Genomic DNA, 23,156 nt, shown 5'->3' on the forward strand with positions numbered 1-23,156 from the left:
GGGCCAACCGGGCCGAACACCAGGAAACGCCCTTGACCTCCTCGCCTTCGGCCGCCGACGGCGCCCCCGCCCCGCGCTCGCATCTGTTCGCGATTCCCGACTTCCGGCGGCTGTGGCTGGCCGGGCTGACCTCGTTCGTGGTGCGCTGGCTGGAGATGCTGGCGGTCGGCGTGTTCGCCTACCAGGCCACCGGCTCGGCCTTCCTGGTGGCCATGCTGACCATGCTGCGGCTGTTGCCTATGGGGCTGTTCGGGGCGCCGCTCGGCGCCTTCGCCGAGCGCATGGAGCGGCGCAGCGCCCTGATCGTCATCATGGCGTCGATGATGGCGACCTCGGCGGCCATCGCCGTCCTCGCCGGCCTCGACCGGCTCGAGGTCTGGCACCTGGCGGTCGCCGGCTTCCTCAACGGCCTGTGCTGGGCGGCCGACAACCCGGTCCGGCGCATGATGATCGGCGACGCGGTCGGGCCGGAGCGCATGGGCCCGGCGATGTCGCTCGACGTCGGTGCCAACAACGCCAGCCGCATGCTGGGCCCGACCGTCGGCGGGCTGATCCTGGCGACCCTGGGGATCGCCGGGGTGTTCTGGCTGGGCGCGGCGCTGTACGCGGTCGGGCTGGTGGCGTCCCTGCGCATCGGCACCCGCAGCCGTCCGGCCGCGGCCGACGCGGTGTCGGTTCTGACCCGCATGCGCGAGGGCCTGGCCTGGGTGCGCGGCGACCGGCGGATGACCGGCGTGCTGCTGGTCACTGTGATCTTCAACGTCTTCGGCTGGCCGTCGACCAGCATGATCCCGGTGCTCGGCAAGGACGAACTGCTGCTCGGCCCGGAGGGCGTCGGCCTGCTCGCCGGCGTGGATGGGGTCGGTGCCTTCGTCGGCGCGCTGGTCATCGCCTGGCTGACGCGGCCCGAGTGGTATGCCCGCATCTATCTCGGCGGGATCTCCCTCTACCTCGCCTCGATGATCGCCTTCGCGGCGCTTCCGGCGATCGCCGGGCCGGTGCCGGAACTGGCCGCCGCCGCCCTGCTGACCTGCGGCATCGGCGGCGCCGGCTTCAGCGTGATGCAGGCGACCCTGGTCTACCTGCACTCGCCGGCCGAGATGCGCGGCCGGCTGCTCGGCCTGCTGTCGGTCTGCATCGGCGTCGGGCCGATCGGATTCTTCTACCTCGGCTTCATGGCCGAGGCGTTCGGCGCCCAGGCCGCCACCGTGGCCCTGGCCGCCCAGGGCCTGGCGGCCCTGGCGCTGACGGCGCGCTGGTGGCGGGCGGTGTTCTAGCCGGCCTTCAGCAGCTTCGCCGCCTCCGCCCAGGCGTCCATGACGTGCTTCACGTCGGCGGCGTCGTGGGCGACCGAGACGTAGTACTTGCTCTCGCCCTTCAGGATGCCGCGCTCCCGCAACAGGGCGTTGAAGCGGCGCAGCAGCCCGGCGTCGGCGGTGATGGTGGTGCGGTAGTCGGTGACGTCGCGGTCGGTGAACAGAACGTCGAACAGCGGCGGCTCGCCGACCACGCGGACCGCGAAGCCGGCGCCGCGCAGGGTCTCCTCCAGGCCGGCCATCAGCGTCCGGCCGGTCTGGAACACCGCCTCGTAGGTGCCGGGGCGCCGCAGAATCTCCAGGGTGGCGAGGCCGGCGGCGGCGGCCACCGGGTTGCCGCTGAGCGTGCCGATCTGCGGCGCGAATTCGTCCTCGGCCACCCCGTCCTTGTCGAAATGCACCATCAGCTCGTCGCGGCCGGCGACCGCCGCCAGCGGGAAGCCGCCGCCGACGATCTTGCCGAGCGCGCACAGGTCGGGCGTGACCCCGTAATAGGCCTGGGCGCCGCCATAGGCGAACCGGAAGCCGGTCACCACCTCGTCGAAGATCAGCGGGATGCCGAGCTCGGCGGTGACCGCGCGCAGGCCCTCCAGGAAGCCCGGGCGCGGCGGCAGCAGCCGCTGGAACGGCTCGACGATCACGCCGGCCAGCTCGTCCCGGTATTCGCGGATCAGGCCGACCGCGGTCTCCAGGTCGTTGAACGGGGCGATCAGCATCTCGTCGCGCACCTTGGCCGGAATCCCGGCGGAGTCCGGCACCGCCTGCGGGAAGTTGGCCGGTCGCTTCGGCGCCATGCTCATCAGCGCGTAGTCGCTCATGCCGTGGAAGCCGCCCTCGAACTTCAGGATGCGGTCGCGCCTGCGGTGCGCCCGGGCGATCCGCATGGCGTAGAACGTCGCCTCCGAGCCGGTCGACACGAACCGCACCTTGTCGGCGCAGGCGACCGCGTCGCAGATCGCCTCGGCGAGCCGGATGCCGGCGGCGTTGTTGGCGAAGAAGGTCGTGCCCTTCGGCACCTGGGCCAGCACCGCCTCGGTCACCTCGGGACGGGCGTGGCCGACGAACATCGGGCCGGAGCCCAGCAGGAAGTCGACGTATTCGTTGCCGCTCTCGTCCCAGACCCGGCCGCCCCGGCCCTCGCGGATCACCACGTCGGCGGAGAAGTTGCCGAATGTCCCGGCCGGCAGCACCCGCCGGGCGGTTTCGATCAACGCCGTCTCCGCCTCGCTCTTCGCCGGCCCGCTCATTCCACACCTCTGGCTGTCGCTCGATTTCCGCAGGATCGCCCCGCGACCGTAAGCCCTGGCCAAGGCCGCGGGCCGGCGGCAAGCTTCGCTCCCACCGGACCCTCCGTACAAGCCTTCAATCGACCAGAGCGCCGCCCATGGAACTGTGGATCCCGATCACCATCGTCGGCGCGTTCATGCAGAACCTGCGCTCGGCGGTGCAGAAGCACCTGAAGGGCCGGCTGACCACGCTGGGCGCGGCCTATGTGCGGTTCCTGTACGCCGCCCCGTTCGCGCTGCTGTACCTGTTCGGCCTGAAGGCCGGCACCGGCCTGCCCTGGCCCGAGCCGAACCTGACCTTCCTGGCCTACTGCATCGCCGGCGGGGTGTCGCAGATCGTGTTCACCGCCCTGCTGGTCTGGCTGTTCTCGTTCCGCAACTTCGCGGTCGGCACCACCTACTCGAAGACCGAGGTGGTGCAGGTCGCGGTCCTCGGCTTCGTGCTGCTGGGCGACACGGTCTCGCTGGTCCCGATGATCGCGATCGCCATCGCAATGGTCGGGGTGATGGCGATGTCGGCCGGCCAGGCGCAGATCTCGGTCGGGCGGCTGCTGGCCGGGATGACCGAGAAGTCGACCCTCATCGGCCTGACCTGCGGCGCCTTCCTGGGTGCCTCGGTGGTGTTCTTCCGCGGCGCCTCGCTGTCCCTCGGCTACGAGCACGGCGCCTGGATGCCGGCGGCGTTCAGCCTGACCGTCGCGGTGGTGCTGCAGACCGTCGGCATGGGCATCTACCTGGCGGTCACCGAGCCGAGGACCCTGCGCGACGTGATCGTGCACTGGCGCTGGTCGTCGGTGGTCGGCATCGCCGGGGTGCTTGCCTCGATCGCCTGGTTCACCGCCTTCACCCTGCAGAACGCCGCCTATGTCAGGGCATTGGGCCAGATCGAGCTGGTGTTCACCTTCTTCGCGTCGGTGGTGGTGTTCCGCGAGAAGACCACCCGCGCCGAGGTGATCGGCATCCTGCTGGTGGTGGTGGCGATCCTGATGCTGGTGCTGGGCCGCTGACCGGAGTCGCGGTTCTTTGCACCGACAGGGGTCGGCGATAGAATAGAACATGTCTAATCGACGGCGCCCTCGAATCCTGGAGAGCGCGCTGGCGGAGGGTGTCTGGGCCTTCCGCCCGCCGCCGGCAGTGGCCGTGCGCACCGCGCTGTGGTTCCTGGTCGTCGCGGTGCTGGTCTCGCTGCTGTACGCCACCGCCCATCGGGTGACCCTGAAGCCCGCCGATCCGCTGACCTCCTATCTGTGGACCGCGATGCTGGCCTCGGCGGCGACCGCGGTGCTGGCGACCCTCGCGGCGTTCGAACTCGGCCAGCGGGAACGTTCTACATGGTGGGTGCTGCTGCCGATGCCGGCCCTGGGACTGTGGTTCGCCGCCACCGGCGTCGGCTGCGTCGATACCCTGTTCGCCCCGGACAGTTGGGGCATCGTCCGGTCCGAGGCACTGCGCTGCCTGATGTTCATCGTCGCCGTCTCGCTGCCGTTGTCGGCCGCGCTGCTGGCGCTGGTCGGCTGGGCTGCGCCGCCGCGTCCCGGGCTGGTCGGCGCGGTCGGCGGACTGGCGATCGCGGCGGCCGCCGTCAGCCTGCTGACCCTGGTCCACCCGCACAACTCGGCCCTGCTCGACATGGTGGCCCACGGTGCCGGGGTGGCCGCGGTGGTAAGCGTCAACCTGATCCTGGCGGGCCCGGCGGCGCGGCACCGGACCGTCGACGCCTGAGCCACAGGAAATTCGTCATCGCGTGGATCTTGTGGCGGCCGGTCAGCACCGCGATATAATGATCGACTAGACGGGCCGGCCTCCACGACGACGTTGCGTTCGCGTGCCGACCCCGCCGGAGCCGACGGTCGACGACCCGGCTGCCGGACCGAGGGAGCGGACGGACCTCCATGACGGGGGCTCACGACAGGAACCAGGGACCGGACGACGGCCGACGGCCGCGGCTAGCCGCGTTGCTGTGGCTGCTGGTCGTGCTGGCGGTCCTGCAGTGGGCGGTTCCCCCGGTCGGCCCGACACTGGCCGCTCGGCCGGCGGCGGAGGCGCTCCAAGCGGCCGGCCTGACCGCCGTCGAACGCCAGATGCCCGCCATCGAGGCTGCGGCCCCGGCCCCCTCCGTCACCTTCGAGAAACGCTCGCCCGGCAGCCGCTCGCTGCCTTCGGGCGGCGACCTGGAACTGCTGGCCGGCGGCCATCCGCCGGTCGACATGGCCGGGCGGACCGCTGCCGGAACCGCCGCCCCGAAGCACGGCCACGGCGGCCTCGCCGGGTTCACCTGCCCGGCTCGCGCTCCCCCGCCGGCCGGATGAGGCCCGGCCGCGCCTGAGCGGCCCCTCCATCGTCTTCGATCCGTGCCGTCGCGCGCTGCCCACTGGCGGTCGGGCGTCGGGCACTCCGTCCGGGCCACGGCTTCCGCGTGATGCCGTTGCACACCGGGTCCGCCTGAAAGGTGTCCACCCCATGTTGTCGTTCCTCGAGCATGCGGCCATCGGGGCCGTACTCATCGCCGTCGCCGCGATCGGCCTGGCCCGCGCCGCCGTCTACTTCCGCCGGACCACGTCGACCGGCGACCGGTTCTTCTCGACCTCGATGACCTCGGTCCTGCTGGTCGCGCTGACCATCGGCGGGGCGTTCTACCTGGGCCGTGCGGCCTTCGAGGCCGACGGCATCGCCGGGATCGCCGTGGCCGTGGCCGGCCTTGCCTATCTGGTCGTGGTGCCGACGGTCGCGTGGCGCGCATTCGGTCCGCGCCCCGAGGCCCTTGCCGTGCCGGTCTCCGCGTGAGTCTGACGTCGGAGGCCGGCTTCCCGGCGCCGGCGGCTGCCGCGATCACCCGGCCGCCCGCCGCAATCGTCACCGCCGCAATCGTCACCGCCGTATCGGTCGGCCTGCTGGTCGCCGGCACCCTCGGGATCGTCGGGGCCGTGATCGTGGGAACGTCCCTGCACCTGCTGGGGCTCCCCGACGACTGGTCGATGGTGGCGGCCGTCGCCACCGCGGCGGCCAGCCTGGTCCCGACCGCCGCCCTCATCCGCCGGGTCTGGCGGATCGAGCGCGACGGACCGGACGCCTGAAACGGACCGGACGCCTGAATACGCCATCACCCTCGTCACCCGTGCCTTGAAAGGACGCGGTTATGCTTACCGGACTTGAGTTCGTCTTCGCCGTCGCCGCCATCGCCGGCGGCATCGCGATGTTCGTCGTCGCCCTGCGCCGGCGCCCGGCCCGCGGAGACATCCCCAACAGCGACACCGGCACCGTCGGGATCATGCAGGCCAACCTGTACTCCCTGACGGTGATCGGCCTGATCTTCTTCGGCACCGCCTTCCTGGTCGACGTGTTCTCGTGACCGTCACCCGGTCATGAAGCCGGGACGCCGGTCGCCGCGGTCGAACCTTCGACCCGGCGGCCGGCGGTTCCCCGCCGGGCCTCCCTGATCATGTCCGCCGCCTTTTCGGCAATCATCAGGGTGGCGGCGTTGGTGTTGGCCGACACCATGGTCGGCATCACCGAGGCATCGACCACCCGCAACCCCTCGAGCCCTCGGACCCGGAGATCGGGCCCCACCACCGCATCGGGATCCGCACCCATCCGGCAGGTGCCGATGGCATGATACACCGTCGCGCCCTTGGCACGGGCGTAGGCCAGAAGCTCGTCGTCGGATCGGGCGGCCGGGCCAGGCAGGGTCTCCGGCCCGCGATACGGCTCCAGCGCCGGGCTCGCCAGCAGCCGGCGTCCCCAGCGCAGGCCGTCGACGATTGCCCGCCGGTCGGTTTCGTCCGCCAGGTAGTTCGGCTGGATCGCCGGTGGTTGGTCGGGATCGGCCGAGCGTGCCCGGACATGGCCGCGGCTTTCCGGCCGCATCTGCCAGACCCCGAGTGTCATGCCGGGCTCGCGCTGCAACTGCCCCACGACCCCGTCGGTGTAGCTGGCCGGCGTGAACACGAACTGCAGGTCCGGCAACTCCAGTTCCGGGCGCGAGCGGGCGAACGCCCCGACATGGGCCGGGCTGAACGCCAGCAGCCCGCCGCCGGTCGCCAGCCAGCGCGCCACCTCCCACCACAGCCGCAGGCCTCGGGCCCGCTCGTTGAGGGTCGCCGACCCGATCACCCGATGGACGACGCGCACCGCGTAGTGGTCCTGCAGGCCCTCGCCGACCCCGGGCAGATCGTGCGCCACCGGGATGCCGAGATCCCGCAGCCGGGCCGCCGGACCGATCCCCGAAAGCTGCAGCAGGTGCGGCGAGTTGACTGCGCCGGCCGCCAGGATCACCTCGGCCGCGGCGGTCGCGTGCTCGACCCGGCCGTGCCGCCGCCAAGTCACGCCGGCTGCCCGCCCGTCCTCGAGCACCACCCGAAGCACATGGGCGTCGGTCTCGACCCGGAGGTTGCGGCGGCCGCGGACCGGATGCAGGAAGCCGGTGGCGGCGCTGTGACGGCGGCCGTTGCGGATGGTGCGCTGGTAGTAGCCGACACCTTCCTGGACGGCACCGTTGTAGTCCGGGTTGCGCGGCACCCCGGCCTCCTCTGCCCCGGCGATGAAGGCCTCGCACACCGGGTGCCGCTCGTGGATGTCGGAGACGTGCAGCGGGCCGCCGGTTCCGTGGAAGTCGTCGGCGCCGGTGGAGCGGTCCTCGGCGCGCCGGAAGTACGGCAGCACGTCGTCGTAGGACCAGCCACGGTTGCCCATCTGCGCCCAGGTGTCGAAGTCCCGGGCTTGACCGCGGACGTAGAGGTGGCCGTTGATCGAGCTTGAGCCCCCCAGCACCTTGCCGCGCGGGAAGAAGATCGCCCGGCCGTCGACCCCCGGTCCCGGCTCGGTCGTGTAGCACCAGTTGAAGCGCGGATCCTGGAAGGTCTTCAGGAACCCGACCGGGGCCCGGACATAGGGATGGGCGTCGGAGCCGCCCGCCTCCAGCACCAGCACGCGGACGCGCGGGTCTTCCGACAGCCGGTTGGCCAGCACGCAGCCGGCCGATCCGGCACCGACGACGATGTAGTCCCAGTCGCCCGACGTGCTTGCTCCCGACATGCTTGGCGCTGACAGGCCGACCTCCCTCACGCCGCGACGTGCGGCACCGCCACGGTCGGTCCGTCGCCGGCGATCGTGGTGCGAACCATGTGCCGGGCCTCGGCGCTGCCGCGGAACGGGGTCGCCCGGTGCAGCACCGCGCGGTTGTCCCACAGGACCAGGTCGTGCGGCCGCCACTGGTGGCTGTAGACGTAGCGCTCCTGGGTCGCGAAGGCCATCAGTTCGTCGATCAGCGCCCGGCCTTCGGCCTCCGGCATGCCCTCGACGCGTGCGGCATGGGCGCCGAGATACAGCGAGCGACCGCAGGCCCCGTGGTCGAGCACCATCGCCTGGCGAACCGGCGGGACCACCCGCTTCTCCTCCTCGGTCACCAGTTCCGGATCGACCCTGCCGCGCGACCAACCGTAGTCGTGGATCGCCACCCGATGCTCGACGGCGTCCTTGAGACGCTGTGGCAGGTCGGCATAGACGGCACGCATGCAGCAATACTGGGTGTCGCCGCCGGCCGACGGGATGATCCGGGCCGACAGCATCGACGCACGCGCCGGCACCGGCTTGAACGAGCTGTCGGCATGCCAGAACTGGTTCGCCCTGTTGTTCAGCATCTGCCGCGAGGTCGGCGGGACGATCGTGCCGTCCGCCCCGAGGTTGGACAGAACGACCAGTTGGCTGCCGGCCCCATTGGTGCCGACCTTGGTGGTCTCAAGCGGCCCGAAGCGACTGCTGAACCGGATCTGCCGCTCGTCGTCGATGTCCTGGTCGCGGAACACCAGCACCGAGAAGCGCTCGAACGCATCGCGGATGCGTTCGAAGGTGGCGCCGTCCGGCCCGGCGACGAGGTCGAGCCCCCTCACCTCGGCGGCGAACAGGTCGTGCAAGGGAGTTATCCTGACCATCGGCGGGTTCCTCGGTACGGAAGGGAGCCCATGGTGCCGGATCGGCATTCACGCAAAAACCGGGAAAATACGGGAAATTCCATCCCGAAAATCGGGATCAACGCATACCGGACGAGGCCAGGAATGTCTGCAGATGCGCCACGAAGGCACGGGTCTTCGCCGGCACCAACGGGGTGCGTGCGTGTACGGCGTAGATCTCCTCTCGATACCCTTCCGGATAGCAGACGGATTCGGCGAGGCACCGCACCAGGGCTCCGTCGCGCAGGTCCCCAGCGACCATCCAGGTCGGCAGCAGCGCCAGGCCCAGCCCGTCGAGGGCGGCTGCCCGCAACGCCTCGCCACTGTTGGACCTCAGCGGGCCCGGCACCTGCACCTCGCGCCGGCCATCGGCGGTCTCGAACACCCACACCGGCGGCTCGAACGCCCGCCGGTAGCCGAGGCAGGCGTGGCGGACCAGGTCGTCGGGCCCGGCCGGCGGCGGGTTGGCGGCGAAATAGCCGGGGCTGGCGCACATCGCCCGCTCGGCCGACGCCAGGCGGTGGGCCTCCAGCGACTTCTCGGCCGGCCGGCCGAGCCGAATCACCAGGTCGACCCCACGGGTCGGGGCGATCTCGACGGTCTCGGTCAGCATCAGATCGACCTCGACATCCGGGCAGGCGGCGCGGAACGACGGCATCGCCGGCATCACATGCAGCATGCCGAAGGAGCGCCGGGCGGTGACACGCAGCACGCCGGTCGGCCGGGCCTGCAGCTCGCCGACCTGCCGCAGGGCCGAGTCGAGATCGTCGAGCAGGTCGGACACCCTCTCGTAGAGGTGCCGGCCGGCCTCGGTCGCCGAGACCGCCCGTGTGGTCCGGTCGAGCAGCCGCACCTTCAGATCGGCCTCGAGATCCTGCATGCGCTTGGACGCGGCGGTGCCGGAGAGACCGAGCGAGCGGCCGGCCCCGGTGATGCTGCCGGTATCGACGATCCGGACGAACAGGCGGAGGGCGGACAGGCGATCCAAGTCGCGATCCCCTTCGGCGGTTGACCGGACCGACTGTAGCGGCAGGCCGGACCGGACCGGAAGCGGCACCCGGCCGGCGCGCCCGATTGACCCCCCGGCAGGGCGGCTCTACCGTTTCGGTCCGTCTGCAGCGGAGGCCGCGATGTCTGGGTCCAACGTCTATGTCGCCGTCGCCCGGACCTTCGGGCGCCCCGACGCGCCGGGCGCGGTCGGCCTGTTCAGCCGCCCGACCGACGGCGGCGACTGGCGCCACGTCATCCAGGACGTCGAGGCACTGTCGATCCTGGTCCACCCGGCCGATCCGGACATCGTGTACGCCGGCACCACCGAGGGCGTGTGGCGCAGCACCGACCGCGGCGCCAGTTTCCAGCCCGCCGCCTCGCCGGACGGCCGCCGGCAGATCTGGAGCCTGCTGGCCAGCGGCGCCGACCCGGACCGGCTGTACGCGGGCGCCTCGCCGATCGGCGTCTACCGCTCGGACGACCGCGGCGAGAGCTGGCGCCTGCTGCCCGATCCCGGCATCGCCGAGCGCTGCGCCGGACCGTTCAAGCCGCGGGTCATGCGCCTGACCCAGCACCCGGAGCGCCCGGACGAGATCTACGCCGCCATGGAGATCGCCGGTGCCATGCGCACCGTCGACGGCGGCGAGACCTGGCAGGACCTGAGCGATCACCTGGTCGAGCTGTCGGCGCTGCCGCATCTGAGCAGCCGCATCGTGCAGGACGTCAGCGACGCCGAGGGCATGCTGGACGGCCACGCCATCACCATCAGCCCGGCCGACCCGGACGCGCCGATCATCGCGCTGCGCACGGGCCTGTTCCGCACCCGCGACGGCGGCACCACCTGGCAGGACATGGAGATCGGGCGGTTCTCGCCGACCACCTACGCCCGCGATGTCAGGGTATCGCCGCATGACCCGAAGACCCTGTACGCCGCCCTGTCGGTGGCCGCCGCCAGCCACGACGGCGGGGTCTACCGCAGCCAGGACGCCGGCGAGACCTGGAGCCGCTTCGACAAGGTGCAGGTGCACGGCACCATCATGTCGGTCGGCCTGCACACCGGCGATCCCGACCAAGTCTACGTCGCCGCCCGCTACGAGGGCGAGGTGTTCGGCACCCGCGACGGCGGGGCCACCTGGGATGCCATCTCCCTGCCCGGCCCGGTGCAGGACATCTACGCCGTCGCCGCCGGCTGACGCCGGACCGGCCAGTAACCGCCTCGCCTGCCCGCCCGCCTGTCGCCTGCCCAACCGAGACCCACCGTCCCGTTCCAGTCAGTCCGGAGGATTCCGATGCCCGCGACCACCGTGATCCGCAACGCCGCCTGGGTGGTCGCCTGGAGCGCGCGCGACAGCCGCCACGTCTATCTGCAGAACGCCGATGTGGCCTTCGCCGACGGCGCGGTCGTGCATGTCGGCGGGCGCTACGCCGGCGAGGCGGCGGTCGAGATCGACGGCAGCGACCGAATGGTCATGCCGGGCATGATCAACGTGCACAGCCATCCGACCAGCGAGCCGCTGCGCAAGGGTATCACCGACGAGATCCGCAGCCCCGGCTTCTACCACTCCTCGCTGTACGAGTTCCTGACGATCTTCGAGAACGACGCCGAGGGGCTGGCGGCCAGCGTGCGGGTCGCGATGGCCGAGCTGCTGAAGAGCGGCGTGACGACCGTGGTCGACTTCTCGGCCCCGTTCGACGCCTGGCTCGACGTGCTGGCGGAGTCCGGCATCCGGGCCTGCGTGGCGCCGGCGTTCCGCGACGCCCGCTGGTTCACCAAGGACGGCCACATGCTCGACTACGAATGGAGCGAGACCTCGGGCCGCGCCGGGTTCGAGAAGGCCCAGCGGGTCATCGACCTCGCCAACCAGCACCCCTCGGGCCGGCTGATGGGCATGATGGCGCCGTCGCAGATCGACACCTGCTCGGCCGACCTGCTGCGCGACGCCTACGACTACGCCGAGGAGAAGAACCTGCCCTGGCAGACCCACGCGGCGCAGTCGGTCAACGAGTTCCAGGAGATGATCCGCCGCCACGGCCGCACCCCGATCCAGTGGATGGAGGACATCGGCGTGCTGGGCGAGCACAGCATCATCGGCCACGGCATCTTCCTCGACCATCACCCCTGGGTGCACTGGTCGACCCGCGACGACCTGCGCCTGCTGGCCGACCGCGGCGCCACGGTCGCGCATTGCCCGACCGTGTTCATGCGCCGGGGCATCGCCCTGCAGACTTTCGGCGGCTATGTCCGCGAGGGCATCAACATGGGCATCGGCACCGACACCTACCCGCACAACTTCCTGGAGGAGATGCGCAACGTCGGCACCATCGCGCGCGCCGTCGCCGAGACCGTCGACGACCTGAACACCTCGGACATCTTCAATGCCGCCACGGTTGGCGGTGCGAGGGCGCTGCGCCGCGACGACATCGGCCGCCTTTCGGTCGGCGCCCGCGCCGACCTGGTGTGCGTCGACCTCACGGCACCTTCGATGATGCCGGTGCGCGAACCGCTGCGCAGCCTGGTATTCGCCGCCTGCGACCGGGCGGTGCGCGACGTGTTCGTCGACGGCAACCAGGTGGTGAAGGACGGCGAGGTCACCACCATCGACCTGCGCTCGGCGCTGGACGAGTTGCAGGCCGCCCAGGCGCGATCCATGCGCAGCATCCCCGACCTGGACTGGGCCGGCCGCAGCGCCGACCAGCTGTCGCCGATGGTGTTCGAGACCCGCGACAGCCTGAACTGAGACCGGTGACGCCCGTCGCCCCGTGGGTCCCGGAGCCGGGCGCTCACGCACCCCCTCCGGGATGACGGCCATCTTCTTTCGTGATCCCGGAGGGGCTGCGCCAGCAGCCGGCTCCGGGACCCACGGAGCGACCGGCACGTGAACGGGAGAACGCTGCCATGAAGACCCTCACCGCCGACGCCCTGCTGTCCGCCGTCCGGGAGTGGGTCGAGATCGAGAGCCCGACACAGGACGCTGCGGCCGTGAACCGGGTCGCCGATCTCGCAGAATCCCAGCTCCGCGCCATGGGGGCGGCGATCGAGCGGGTTCCCGGCACCGACGGCTTCGGCGACATCCTGATCGGCCGGATCCCGGGCGCGACCAACGGCGACGGCATCCTGCTGCTCGGCCACATGGACACCGTGCACCCGGTCGGCACCATGGCCGGCCCACTGCCGTTCCGGGTCGAGGGCGACCGCGCCTACGGGCCGGGGATCTACGACATGAAGGGCGGCAACGTCATGGCCCTGCAGGCCCTGGCGCATATCCACGCCCGGGGCGGCCGCCCCAGGCTGCCGGTCACCGTCATGCTCGTCCCCGACGAGGAGATGGGCAGCCCGAGCTCGCGCGCCCGCATCGAGGCCGAGGCCCGCAAACACCGCATGGCCCTGGTGGTCGAGCCCTCGGGCGACGGCGGGCGGATCACCGTCGCCCGGCACGGCATCGCCCGCTATCACCTGCGCACCGCCGGCCGGCCGGCCCATGCCGGCGCCTACCACGCCAAGGGCCGCAGCGCGATCCGCGAGATGGCGCACCAGGTGATCGCCGTCGAGGCGATGACCGACTACGCCCGCAACATCACGCTGAACGTCGGCACGATCGCAGGCGGCCGGCACGAGAACCAGGTGCCGATCCATTGCGAGGCCAAGGTTCTGGCCATGGTGGCGACCGCCGAGGCCGAGGCCGAGGTGCGCGAACGGCTGCTGGCGCTGCGCCCGGTCGACCCGGACGTCGAGCTGACGGTCACGCCCGGCCTGTTCCGGCCGCCCTTCGCCAAGAGCCCGGAGATCCAGGCGCTGTACGACCACGCCTGCGGGCTGGCCCGCGAGATCGGCTTCGAGATCCCCGGCGAGCGGGTCGCCGGCGGCGGCAGCGACGGCAACTTCACCGGCGCCCTGGGGGTGCCGACCCTGGACGGGCTGGGCGTGGTCGGCGACGGTCCGCACACCCACGAGGAGCACCTGCTGGTATCCTGCCTGGTGCCGCGCACGACCCTGCTGGTGCGGCTGTTCGAGACCCTGGAATAGCGGGGGGCGACGCGCATGTACGAGATCCTGCTGTATGACGGGGTCGAGCCAATCGACGTCGGTGCCGCCTTCGGCGCGCTGTCGATGGCCCGGCGGATCGCCGGCGAGACCGCGCCGCTGGACCAGCTGGCCGAACGCCACGAGACCGACACCGCCGCGATCGTCGACTCCGGCGACGTGGTGACCGGCGGCGTCACCCTCGGCCTCGACCTCATGTTCCACTGCCTGGCGCGCAGCCACGGCGCGGCGGTGGCGGCCGAGGTCGCCCGGGTCATGGAGTATTCGCGGGCCCTGGCGGCGAACCGGGCGGCGCTCGGCTACCGCTAGCCGGGCCCGTCGCGGCCGATCCGACAGTTCCCGGCGCCGGGCGTCTTTGCCAGAAAGGGCGTCGCGCGGCCGGACCGAGCCGCGGCCGGCGCCCGGGAGAGCAATGCGATGCAGCGTGATGCGGCGCTGGCCTACTTCACCCGGGCGATGCCGGGAACCATCGCGGTCGCCGCTGCCGGCTACGCGCTGAACACCCTGCTGTTCATCAGCATGGCGCGGTTTCTCGATCCCGCGAACTTCGGCAGCCTCAAGGTCGCCGGGTCGACGATGCTGATCGCCTCGCTGGTGGTCGGCCTCGGGGGACACCGGGCCGCCGGCCGGTTCCTGCCTGTGCGGCTTTCGGGCTCGCGGCAGGCCGTCGCCTATCTCCGGTTCTTCGGGTTGGCGATCCTCGGTCTCTCGATCCTGCTGGCGGCGGCGATCTGGGCGGTGGTCCTGACCGGCTCGGATCCGCTGCCGGACGACATCCACGGCCACCACCCGGTCTCCTTCGTCGTGATGCTGGTGCCGATCTGGGCCGGGCTGGACCTACTGTCGCAGACCTACATGGCGACCCGCCGCCCGGTGCTGGGAACGTTGCCGGCACGGTTCGTGTTTCCAGCCGTCGGCCTGGTCGTGATCGGCGTCGCGCACTGGAGCGGCTGGCGGCTCTCCGACGTGATGTTCGTGGCACTGCTGACGGCCTCGGGCACGCTGACCCTGTTGGCCTTCGCCGGCCATCTGGCGATCGCCGAGAAGGTCGCACCGCCGGACTCCGGATCGCAAAGCCCGGACACCGGCCGCCGGGCCACCTCCGCGGAGCCGCGCGACTGGCTGGCGCTGTCGCTGCCGATGATGGGGTCGAGTCTGCTGGTCATGCTGGTCGCGGAGACGCCGCTGCTCGCCCTCGCGCTGCTCGACCGGTCGCATTCCGCCGGTCTCTACGGCGCGGCCGCCCTGCTTACCCAGAGCTTCCTGGTGATCGTCGCCTGCCAGCGACAGATCTACGGCCCGGCGGTCGCCGGCGCGCTGGCCGAAGGCCCGGCGGCGGCGCGACGGCTGTACGCACATTCCCAGCGCCAGGCCCTGCTGTTCGTCGTCCCGCTGGCCGCGGCACTGGTCCTCGGAGCCGACCGGCTGCTCGGCCTGTTCGGCCCCGGCTTCGCCGAGGAGCGGGTGATCCTGTGGATCCTGGTTGCCGGGTTGACGGTCCAGGTCCCGATGGCGATGGCCAGCCGGTGGCTGAACTACGCGGGCCTCGCCCGCCAGGTGCTGATCGCGGAGGGGACTGCGGCGGCGGCCATGGTCGTCGGCACCGCCGTCTCGATCCCGCAGTTCGGGCCGGTCGGCGCGGCCGCCACCTATGCCGGCGTGGTCGCCGCGAAGTCGATCGCCCTCGCTCTCCTGGCGCACCGGCGGCTCGGTCTGCCGGTCCTGGCGGCCGGTACCGGGGCCTGACCGCGGCGGCGATCGGGCGCTTCGGGGAACTGGAAATCGCGAGGGGTTCGGTTACCCTGCCGCCATGACCATCGCCCTGCCCGAATGCCGGATCGTCTGGGATCCACTGGACAGTCCGGCCTGGGACGAGGCGTTCGCCGGGATCCGGCGCTCCAACCTGCTGCAGTCCGCCGGCTATGCCCGCGCGGTCTGCCCGCCCAAGGGGCAGCGCCCGCGCCGCGGCCGGATCCTGATCGACGGCGAGCCGGCCGGCCTGTTCCAGATCCAGGAGGCGCAGATCCTGTGGCGGGCGATCCACGCGGTGATCCTCGACCGCGGGCCGTTGTGGCTGGACGGCCATGGCGGCCCCGCTCATGTCGCGGCGTTCTTCCGGGCGTTCGACGCCGCGGTCCCGCGCCGGATCGGCCGGCGCCGGCGGATCCTGCCGGAGGTGTCCGACACGCCCGAGATGCGCGCCGCCCTGGACGGCACCCGGCTGCGGCGGCGCAGCGGGTCGGTCGGCTACCAGACCGTCTGGGTCGACCTGCGGCCCGAGCCGGAGGCCCTGCGGGCCGGCCTGAAGGGCAAATGGCGGGCGGAGCTGGCCAAGGGCGAGAAGTCCGGCCTGGCGACCGACTGGTCGTGGAGCGGCGCCACCCTGCCCAGGTTGCTGAAGGGCTACGAGCGCGATCGGACCGCCCGCGGCTATCCCGGGCCGGAGCCCCGCACCGTCGCCGAACTGTGTCGGGCGCTGCTGCCGGAACGCCGGGTGCTGGCCGGAACCGCGGCCCTGGATGGCCGGCCGGTCGCCGCAGTCCTGCTGTTCGGACACGGCGGCTCGGCGACCTACCAGATCGGCTGGACGACGCCGGACGGCCGTGACGCCCGGGCCGGCCACCTGCTGCTGTGGCAGGCCATGGAGCGGCTCAGGGAGGCCGGCTACCGCGACCTCGACCTGGGCGGCGTGAACGACGCCGAAGCCAGGGGCGTGAAGACCTTCAAGTCCGGCCTGGGCGGCGAGACGGTCACGCTGGTCGGGCAGTACGAGTGAGGGAGCGGCGGTACGCAGCTGCCCGTCGTCCCGTGGGTCCCGGAGCCGGCCGCTGTCGCGGCCCCTCCGAGATGACGACAATCCCCCATTTCGTCATTCCGGAGACGCGCGAGCGGGCTCCGGAACCCACCCGCCGCTCCATCGCCCGGGCCCAAAGGCTCAGTGCGCCTCGGCCCAGCTCCTGGCCCAGCCGGCGTCGGCGACCAGCGGGACCGACAGGTTCAGGGTCGGCGCCGCCGCCCCCTCCATGACCTCGCGGACCAGCGCCGCGGTCGCCTCGACCGCGTCCTCCGGCACCTCGAACACCAGCTCGTCATGGACCTGCAGCAGCATCCGGGCCGGCGAGTTCGCCTTCTCCAGGGCCGGCCGCAGCCGCACCATGGCGCGCTTGATGATGTCGGCGGCGGTGCCCTGGATCGGCGCGTTGATGGCGGCGCGCTCGCCGAAGCTGCGCATCGCCGGGTTCTTGTCGCGGATCGCCTGGATGTGGACCTTGCGGCCGAACTTGGTCTCCACGAAGCCGTGCTCGCGGGCGAACGCCTTCATCTCGTTCATGTAGTCGCGGATCCCCGGGAACCGCTCGAAATAGGCGTTGATGTAGGCCTGCGCCTCGCCCTGCGGGGTCTGCAGCTGGCGCGCCAGCCCGAAGCCCGAGATGCCGTAGATGATGCCGAAGTTGATGGCCTTGGCCTTGCGCCGGATGTCCGGCGTCATCTCGGCCAGCGGCACCCCGAACACCTCGGACGCGGTCTGCGCGTGAATGTCGATGCCGTCCAGGAACGCCTTGCGCAGGCTCTCGATGCCGGCAATGTCCGCGACCAGCCGCAGCTCGATCTGCGAGTAGTCGACCGACAGCAGGACGTTGCCCGGCTCGGCCACGAACGCGGTGCGGATCTTGCGCCCCTCCTCGCTGCGGATCGGGATGTTCTGCAGGTTCGGGTCGTTCGACGACAGCCGGCCGGTGGCGGCCCCGACCATCGAATAGGAGGTGTGGACCCGCCCGGTCTCGGGGTTGATGGTCTCGACCAGGGCGTCGGTGTAGGTCGACTTCAGCTTGGCGATCTGCCGCCAGTCCAGCACCTTGCGGGCCAGTTCCGAGCCCTCGGCGGCCAGGGTCTCCAGCACGTCGGCGCCGGTCCCGTAGGCGCCGGTCTTGCCCTTCTTGCCGCCCGCCAGCCCCATCTTGTCGAACAGGATCTCGCCGAGCTGCTTGGGCGAGCCGACGTTGAACGGCTCGCCCGCCAGGTCCTGGATCTCCTGCTCGAGCGCCACCATACGCTTGGCGAAGTCGGCCGACATGTCGCGCAGGATCGCCGGGTCGACCTTGATGCCGTTGCGCTCCATCGCCACCAGCACCGGGATCAGCGGCCGCTCCAGGGTCTCGTAGACCGTGACCATGCGCTCCGGCACCAGCCGCGGCTTCAGCAGGGCGTGCAGGCGGACCGTGACGTCGGCGTCCTCGGCGGCGTAGTCGCGCGCCTTGTCGACCGCCACCTCGGCGAAGCCGATCTGGGTCTTGCCCTTGCCGCACACCTCCTCGAACTTGATGTTGGTATGGCCGAGATGCAGGGTCGCCAGCTCGTCCAGGCCGTGGCCGTGCAGCCCGCCCTCCAGCACGTAGGACAGGCACATGGTGTCGTCGATCGGCGCCACCGCGATGCCGCCGTTGCGCGCCCGCCCCAGCACCTGGATGTCGTATTTGGCGTTGTGCGCGATCTTCAGCACCGCCGGACTCTCCAGCAGCGGCTTCAGCAGCGAAATCGCCTCGTCGAACGGCACCTGCCGGGGCGCCGCCTCGGCCGGCGCGCCGCCCAGCAGGTCGCCCTGCGGCTGGCGGCCGACATGGCGCAGCGGGATGTAGCAGGCCTTGCCGGGCGACAGCGCCAGCGACACCCCGACCAGGTCGGCCCGCATGGCGTCCAGACCGGAGGTCTCGGTGTCGAACGCTACGAAGCCCTGCTCCTCGGCCGCCGCGATCCAGCGCTTCAGGGCCGCGGCGTCCTGCACCAGCTCGTAGTCGGCAGCCTCGCCGGCGGCTTCCGAGATCGCCACGGTCGCCTGGCTGCGGCCGCCGGAAGCGTCGCCGTTGGACTGCGCCGCCTCGCTCTCGAACCGGGCGATCAGCCGCTTGAAACCCTGTTCCTTCAGGAACGGCAGCACCATCGTCGGGTCGATGTGGCGGACCGCCAGGTCTTCCAGCGGCTCCGGCACCTCGACGTCGTTCCGCAGGGTGACCAGCCGCTTGGAGATCCGCGCCTTCTCGGCATGCTCGATCAGGGATTCCCGGCGCTTCGGCTGCTTGATCTCGCCGGCCCGCGCCAGCAGGGTCTCCAGGTCGCCGTATTCCTCGATCAGCTGGGCCGCGGTCTTGATGCCGATCCCCGGCACCCCCGGCACGTTGTCGACGCTGTCGCCGGCCAGCGACTGCACGTCGACCACCTTCTCCGGCGGCACCCCGAACTTCTCGATCACCTCGGCCCGGCCGATCGGCCGGTTCTTCATCGGATCGAACATGTCGATGCCGTCGGTGACCAGCTGCATCAGGTCCTTGTCCGACGACACCACGGTGACCCGCCAGCCGGCCTCGCTCGCCAGCCGGGCGTAGGTCGCGATCAGGTCGTCGGCCTCGAAGCCCTCCATCTCGATGCAGGGCACGTTGAAGGCGCGCGTCGCGTCGCGGATCAGCGGGAACTGCGGGACCAGGTCCTCCGGCGCCTCCGGGCGCTGGGCCTTGTACTCGGGGTAGATCTCGTTGCGGAAGTTGGTGCGGGCGGCGTCGAAGATCACCGCCATGTGGTCGGCGTCCAGGTCGTCGATCAGCCGCACCAGCATCGACGAGAAGCCGAACACCGCGTTCACCGGGGTGCCGTCCGGACGGTTCATCGGCGGCAGCGCGTGATAGGCCCGGAAGATGTAGCCGGAACCGTCGACCAGGTAGAGGTGGCTCTGGCCTTCCTTGGCGGGCGGCGGGATGTCGACCTGGGCGGTCTCGGTCTTCGGGTCGGACTCGGCCATCGTCGGGCCTTTCTCGGGCGGGTTCGGACGGGCGTCGGACTCTACCCCGCCGGGCGCGAGGGACAAGGGGGCGCGGCCGGGGTTGACCGGCGGTCGTCGGCAGCTAGAGTGTTCCCGTATTGTTCCGATCGGTCAACCGCCCCCGGAGGCCCGGATGGACACCACCGAGACCGACCTCGACCGGCTGCGGCGGGACCTCGCCGACCGCCTGGACGGGCTGCGGCGCAGCACCGCGGCCACGGCGGACGACCGCAGGCCGGTGGCGCTCGACCAGTCGTCGGTCGGCCGGCTGTCGCGGATGGACGCCCTGCAGATGCAGGCCATGGCCCAGGCGACCGAAGGCCGCCGCGCCCTGGAGATCCTGCGGATCGAGGCGACGCTGAAGCGGATCGAGGCGGGCGACTACGGCTGGTGCGTATCCTGCGGCGAGGCGATCGCGCCGAAGCGGCTGGCCGCCGACCCTACCGTTGCGACCTGCATCGACTGTGCGGCCGCCGGCGGCTGACAGCGGCCGCCCCGGCCGGGGCAACCTCAGCCGGGGACACGCTCAGCCGGCGGCGCCGACATTGACCAGGACCACCTGGCCGGACTCCATGGTGATCGGCATGAACGGCTTGCTCTCGGGCGTCCGCATGAACTTGTTGACCGCCACCCGGGCGCCGATCATCGCCCCGGAATGGCCGGCGTCCTCGCAGATGATCACGCCTCTCGGCGCCATGCGGGGCGCCAGCGCGAGCAGCCCCGCATAGACCGCGTCATACATGTCGACATCCAGGTTCGCCACGGCGATCGGGTCGAGATCGCCCGGGAACTCGTCCGAGATGATGTTATGCCGCCGGACGTCCACCGTGACCCCGTCGCCGGCCATGGATCTGAGGCGCTCGGCCACGATGTCCATCGGGTCGCCGTTCACGTGGGTCGCCATCCAGAACGCGTCGGCGCTTTTCAACGCCTCTGCATAGACGAACCCCTCGAACACATCCATGAACACGCAGGACCGCTCGACACCGGTCAGGCGCATGTAGTTCAGCGCGAACATGCCGCTGACCCCATTGAAGACCCCGACCTCCACATACTTGCCCTCGACCTCGCGCGTGACGTCGATGAACTGGGCGATGTTGCAGAAGTCGAAAACGTCGACATGCGCCAGGCCCAGCGCGCCCGCCGTCTCCCGGGTCTGCGTGATCGCCTGCCGCGTCGGCCGGCTCACATGCATGTACAGCGCCGTGTCGGTCACCGACGCGGCGATGTAGGGGATGCCGCGGTCGATCAGATACTCCGCCATGCGAGCGGCGCTGTCGTCGCAGTCGAAAGCCAGCAAGGGCATGACGCCGCCCCGCTTCAGGGTGGCGACGGCGGGCGGGATCGGGTCGCCGGCGACGAAGGCGATCGGGGCCAGGTCCCATCCGAGGCCGGCGGCCTGGACCAGGTCAGGCGCATCGGTGATCACCTGCGCGACACCCTTCGGGTACCGGAGTTCGAAGCGCGTCTTTATGGCCCCCAGGACGTCGTTGTCCAGACGACGTTGCTTCCAGTTGCGTCGCGCCATGGTCCGCCCCTCTGACTTGGAGAACACCCTGACGGACATCTCCCCAACGGGACAACCGCTGCACCCGTCGATCCGGCAAAGCTAGTCCATCGGAATGACGCTGAGAAGCGCGACGCCGCTCGGCCGGCCGGCACGGGCGCGCCGCCCCTGTAACCCGGGCGCCCCCGGCGGCATTGGACGCCCGAGAACCCGACCACGGAGGTCCCATCATGCGGAAAGCCTGTATCGGCCTGCTGCTGGCCGCAGCCGCACTGGTCATGATCGCGGCGGTGCCGGCACGCGCTGGCGAGGCCCCGGTCTACACCGGCTTCCTGTCGAGCCTGGCGGTCAACGGCTACGACCCGGTCGCGTATTTCACCGATGGCGGGCCGGTCGAGGGATCGCCGGCATTCGAGAGCACCTACAGGGGCGCCACCTGGCGGTTCGCGTCGGCGGCTAACAAGGCCACGTTCGACGCCGACCCGGCGGCATTCGCCCCACAATACGGCGGCTACTGCGCCTGGGCGGTTTCCCAAGGCTATACTGCCAAGGGCGACCCGGCGATCTGGCGGATCGTCGACGGCAAACTGTACCTGAACTACAACGCGGCGGTGCAGCAAAACTGGGAGAAGGACGTCGCCGGCAACATCACCGCTGCCGACGCCAACTGGCCGAAGGTCCTGAAGTAGCCGGTCAGGCCGCCCGGTCGTCCTCGCCCGGCGCCACCTGGACATAGGTGCGTGAGCAGTACGGGCACACCACCTGGTGCTCGTCCTCGGGGATCTCCAGGAACACCCGCGGATGGCCGAGCGCGCCGCCGCCGCCGTCGCAGGCGACGGTATGGCTGGTGACCTCGATGGTCTCGAACGGCTGGGCCATCTGATGCTCCCCCGAACTCGGATGCGGTCGCGGCTGGCGGCCGGCTCGCCGGCCGCCACGCCCCATATGCGGGACCGGGCGCCGCTTGTCCAGCGCCACGCCGGATGATACCCAGGGCCGCGCCGACCGCAAGGATCCCAGGGCCCATGGCCGCCTGCGTCACCCCGTTTCCCGGCTCTCCCGCCGCCGTCACGCCCGCCGCCGACAGGCCCGACCGGCATGCGGCCTGACCGCCGCCGCGCCGGCGCCGTCCTGGCCGTCCTGCTGGCCCTGCTGCTGTCGGCCTGCGCGCCGACAGTGGTGTCTCCGGGGCCGGCCGACCGGAAGCCCTGGCTGGTCGACGGTCACGCCGCGCTGATGGCCGACGGCACCCGGCTGCCGCTGCGGGGCTGGCGACCGGCCGGCGAAGCGGTCGCTGCGGTGGTGGCCCTGCACGGCTTCGGCGACTACTCCAACGCCTTCGCGGAGCTCGGGCCGACGCTGTCCGGCGCCGGGGTCGCGGTGTTCGCCGCCGACCAGCGCGGCTTCGGCCGGGCCGGGCGCTGGGGCCGCTGGCACGGCGTCGATACCCTGGTCGACGATGCCCGCACCCTGGTCGCACTGGTGCGGGACGCCTATCCGGGCCGGCCGGTCTACCTGATGGGCGAGAGCATGGGCGGAGCGGTCGCGATGCTGGCCATGGCCGGCGACGATCGCCACGGGCCGGCCGCCGACGGCGCCATCCTGTCGGCCCCGGCGGTCTGGGGCCGCGAGTGGATGCCGTTCTATCAGGTCTGGGCCCTCGAACTGGCCGGCCACACCATCCCATGGTTGCCGCTGAACCCGCGCGGACTGCCGTTCAAGCCGTCCGACAACATCGCGATGCTGCGGCGGCTCGCCCGCGACCCGCTGTTCGTCAAGAACCCGCGGGTCGACGCAGTGTACGGACTGGTCGACCTGATGGACGCCGCCCAGCGGGCGGCACCGATGGTGCACGGGCCCCTGCTGGTGCTGTATGGCGGCAAGGACGACCTGGTGCCGAAGAAGCCGACCTGCGCGGTGCTCGGCAAGCTGCGCGCCCGGCCCGGCGACGGCATGCGGGTCGTGCTGTACCCGGACGGCCACCACATGCTGTTCCGGGATCTCGACGGCGCCCGGGTGGTGGCGGACATCGCCGCCTGGGCCGGCGACCCGCGCGCGGCCCTGCCGTCCGGCGACGAGCGCGATCCCGACGGCGCCTGGCTCGACCGGTTCTGCGAGCCGAAGGACTGACCGTCCCGTTGCGTGAAATGCCGTTTTATTTACTTTCCGCCCGCGACCGCCCTATGCTTCCCGTTCCTGGTTGAGACGGCCCGCAGAAGGCCGGCGCCTCGGCGCCCCGACGCAGGCCCGGCGCAGGG

Annotated in this window: 23 protein-coding genes; 16 read left to right on the forward strand and 7 right to left on the reverse strand. The window is 71.4% G+C overall.

Features of this window, described 5'->3' with window-relative positions:
- Positions 1 to 32: 32 nt before the first annotated feature.
- A complete protein-coding gene (locus RIC31_RS22205; RefSeq protein ID WP_350113086.1) occupies positions 33 to 1,277 on the forward strand; it encodes an MFS transporter in 1,245 nt (414 codons plus the stop codon).
- Here RIC31_RS22205 and RIC31_RS22210 read toward each other — a convergent pair.
- The gene (locus tag RIC31_RS22210; protein WP_350113089.1) at positions 1,274 to 2,563 is read right to left on the reverse strand and encodes an aspartate aminotransferase family protein; all 1,290 of its coding nucleotides are present in this window, start codon (positions 2,561 to 2,563) and stop codon (positions 1,274 to 1,276) included. The two genes, RIC31_RS22205 and RIC31_RS22210, sit on opposite strands and share 4 nt — an antisense overlap.
- A 137-nt stretch (positions 2,564 to 2,700) precedes the next feature.
- Between RIC31_RS22210 and RIC31_RS22215 the strand changes: the two genes are divergently transcribed.
- The 6 genes from RIC31_RS22215 (at position 2,701) to RIC31_RS22240 (ending at position 5,951) form a co-directional block, all read left to right on the forward strand.
- Positions 2,701 to 3,609 carry an EamA family transporter gene (locus RIC31_RS22215; protein ID WP_350113092.1) on the forward strand — a complete coding sequence of 303 codons (909 nt, stop codon included), beginning with the start codon at positions 2,701 to 2,703 and terminating at the stop codon, positions 3,607 to 3,609.
- Between the two features lie 49 nt (positions 3,610 to 3,658).
- Complete coding sequence (locus RIC31_RS22220) at positions 3,659 to 4,324, forward strand: NrsF family protein (protein ID WP_350113095.1); 666 nt, start codon at positions 3,659 to 3,661, stop codon at positions 4,322 to 4,324.
- Positions 4,325 to 4,494: 170 nt separating this feature from the next.
- Positions 4,495 to 4,911, forward strand: a complete 417-nt coding sequence (locus RIC31_RS22225) for a hypothetical protein (protein WP_350113098.1) — start codon at positions 4,495 to 4,497, stop codon at positions 4,909 to 4,911.
- Between the two features lie 151 nt (positions 4,912 to 5,062).
- Positions 5,063 to 5,386 (forward strand): hypothetical protein, encoded by a 324-nt coding sequence (locus tag RIC31_RS22230; RefSeq protein WP_350113101.1) that lies wholly within the window; start codon positions 5,063 to 5,065, stop codon positions 5,384 to 5,386.
- The gene (locus RIC31_RS22235) at positions 5,383 to 5,676 is read left to right on the forward strand and encodes a hypothetical protein (protein ID WP_350113103.1); all 294 of its coding nucleotides are present in this window, start codon (positions 5,383 to 5,385) and stop codon (positions 5,674 to 5,676) included. The genes RIC31_RS22230 and RIC31_RS22235 overlap by 4 nt, the downstream gene beginning before the upstream one ends.
- 62 nt (positions 5,677 to 5,738) lie before the next feature.
- Positions 5,739 to 5,951 carry a hypothetical protein gene (locus RIC31_RS22240; protein ID WP_350113106.1) on the forward strand — a complete coding sequence of 71 codons (213 nt, stop codon included), beginning with the start codon at positions 5,739 to 5,741 and terminating at the stop codon, positions 5,949 to 5,951.
- Between the two features lie 11 nt (positions 5,952 to 5,962).
- Here the strand turns inward: RIC31_RS22240 and RIC31_RS22245 are convergent, their stop codons facing one another.
- From RIC31_RS22245 to RIC31_RS22255, 3 genes are all read right to left on the reverse strand, one after another.
- A complete protein-coding gene (locus RIC31_RS22245; RefSeq protein WP_350113109.1) occupies positions 5,963 to 7,633 on the reverse strand; it encodes a GMC family oxidoreductase in 1,671 nt (556 codons plus the stop codon).
- 26 nt (positions 7,634 to 7,659) lie between these two features.
- The gene (locus tag RIC31_RS22250) at positions 7,660 to 8,511 is read right to left on the reverse strand and encodes a TauD/TfdA dioxygenase family protein (RefSeq protein WP_350113112.1); all 852 of its coding nucleotides are present in this window, start codon (positions 8,509 to 8,511) and stop codon (positions 7,660 to 7,662) included.
- 115 nt (positions 8,512 to 8,626) lie between these two features.
- Entirely contained in the window at positions 8,627 to 9,535 is a 909-nt protein-coding gene (locus tag RIC31_RS22255) for a LysR family transcriptional regulator (RefSeq protein ID WP_350113115.1), read from the reverse strand.
- A 142-nt stretch (positions 9,536 to 9,677) separates the two neighbouring features.
- On the opposite strand from RIC31_RS22255, the gene RIC31_RS22260 reads away from it, so the two are divergent.
- The 6 genes from RIC31_RS22260 to RIC31_RS22285 all read left to right on the forward strand — a co-directional run bounded on the left by RIC31_RS22260 (position 9,678) and on the right by RIC31_RS22285 (position 16,355).
- Positions 9,678 to 10,730 (forward strand): WD40/YVTN/BNR-like repeat-containing protein, encoded by a 1,053-nt coding sequence (locus RIC31_RS22260; protein ID WP_350113118.1) that lies wholly within the window; start codon positions 9,678 to 9,680, stop codon positions 10,728 to 10,730.
- Positions 10,731 to 10,826: 96 nt separating this feature from the next.
- Positions 10,827 to 12,275: an amidohydrolase family protein gene (locus tag RIC31_RS22265; protein WP_350113121.1), complete on the forward strand. Its 1,449-nt coding sequence runs from the start codon at positions 10,827 to 10,829 to the stop codon at positions 12,273 to 12,275.
- Positions 12,276 to 12,433: 158 nt separating this feature from the next.
- A complete protein-coding gene (locus RIC31_RS22270; protein ID WP_350113124.1) occupies positions 12,434 to 13,561 on the forward strand; it encodes a M20/M25/M40 family metallo-hydrolase in 1,128 nt (375 codons plus the stop codon).
- Positions 13,562 to 13,576: 15 nt separating this feature from the next.
- The gene (locus RIC31_RS22275) at positions 13,577 to 13,888 is read left to right on the forward strand and encodes a type 1 glutamine amidotransferase family protein (RefSeq protein WP_350113127.1); all 312 of its coding nucleotides are present in this window, start codon (positions 13,577 to 13,579) and stop codon (positions 13,886 to 13,888) included.
- A gap of 108 nt (positions 13,889 to 13,996) precedes the next feature.
- Entirely contained in the window at positions 13,997 to 15,325 is a 1,329-nt protein-coding gene (locus tag RIC31_RS22280; protein ID WP_350113130.1) for an MATE family efflux transporter, read from the forward strand.
- A gap of 64 nt (positions 15,326 to 15,389) precedes the next feature.
- Positions 15,390 to 16,355: a GNAT family N-acetyltransferase gene (locus RIC31_RS22285; RefSeq protein ID WP_350113133.1), complete on the forward strand. Its 966-nt coding sequence runs from the start codon at positions 15,390 to 15,392 to the stop codon at positions 16,353 to 16,355.
- A gap of 159 nt (positions 16,356 to 16,514) precedes the next feature.
- Here the strand turns inward: RIC31_RS22285 and polA are convergent, their stop codons facing one another.
- Positions 16,515 to 19,370: a DNA polymerase I gene (polA, locus tag RIC31_RS22290; protein ID WP_350113136.1), complete on the reverse strand. Its 2,856-nt coding sequence runs from the start codon at positions 19,368 to 19,370 to the stop codon at positions 16,515 to 16,517.
- A gap of 154 nt (positions 19,371 to 19,524) precedes the next feature.
- On the opposite strand from polA, the gene RIC31_RS22295 reads away from it, so the two are divergent.
- Entirely contained in the window at positions 19,525 to 19,875 is a 351-nt protein-coding gene (locus tag RIC31_RS22295; RefSeq protein WP_350113139.1) for a TraR/DksA family transcriptional regulator, read from the forward strand.
- Positions 19,876 to 19,917: 42 nt separating this feature from the next.
- Here RIC31_RS22295 and RIC31_RS22300 read toward each other — a convergent pair whose 3' ends face one another.
- Complete coding sequence (locus tag RIC31_RS22300; RefSeq protein WP_350113142.1) at positions 19,918 to 20,919, reverse strand: TylF/MycF/NovP-related O-methyltransferase; 1,002 nt, start codon at positions 20,917 to 20,919, stop codon at positions 19,918 to 19,920.
- A 209-nt stretch (positions 20,920 to 21,128) separates the two neighbouring features.
- Here RIC31_RS22300 and RIC31_RS22305 point away from each other — a divergent pair, with 209 nt between their 5' ends.
- On the forward strand, positions 21,129 to 21,587 hold the full coding sequence (locus tag RIC31_RS22305) for a YHS domain-containing (seleno)protein (protein WP_350113145.1): 459 nt from the start codon (positions 21,129 to 21,131) through the stop codon (positions 21,585 to 21,587).
- Positions 21,588 to 21,591: 4 nt separating this feature from the next.
- Here the strand turns inward: RIC31_RS22305 and RIC31_RS22310 are convergent, their stop codons facing one another.
- The gene (locus RIC31_RS22310; protein WP_350113148.1) at positions 21,592 to 21,777 is read right to left on the reverse strand and encodes a zinc-finger domain-containing protein; all 186 of its coding nucleotides are present in this window, start codon (positions 21,775 to 21,777) and stop codon (positions 21,592 to 21,594) included.
- 219 nt (positions 21,778 to 21,996) lie between these two features.
- Here RIC31_RS22310 and RIC31_RS22315 point away from each other — a divergent pair, with 219 nt between their 5' ends.
- Positions 21,997 to 23,028 carry an alpha/beta hydrolase gene (locus tag RIC31_RS22315; protein ID WP_350113151.1) on the forward strand — a complete coding sequence of 344 codons (1,032 nt, stop codon included), beginning with the start codon at positions 21,997 to 21,999 and terminating at the stop codon, positions 23,026 to 23,028.
- Positions 23,029 to 23,156: the final 128 nt, after the last annotated feature.

The organism is Thalassobaculum sp., from assembly GCF_040219615.1.
Taxonomy (GTDB): domain Bacteria; phylum Pseudomonadota; class Alphaproteobacteria; order Thalassobaculales; family Thalassobaculaceae; genus Thalassobaculum_A.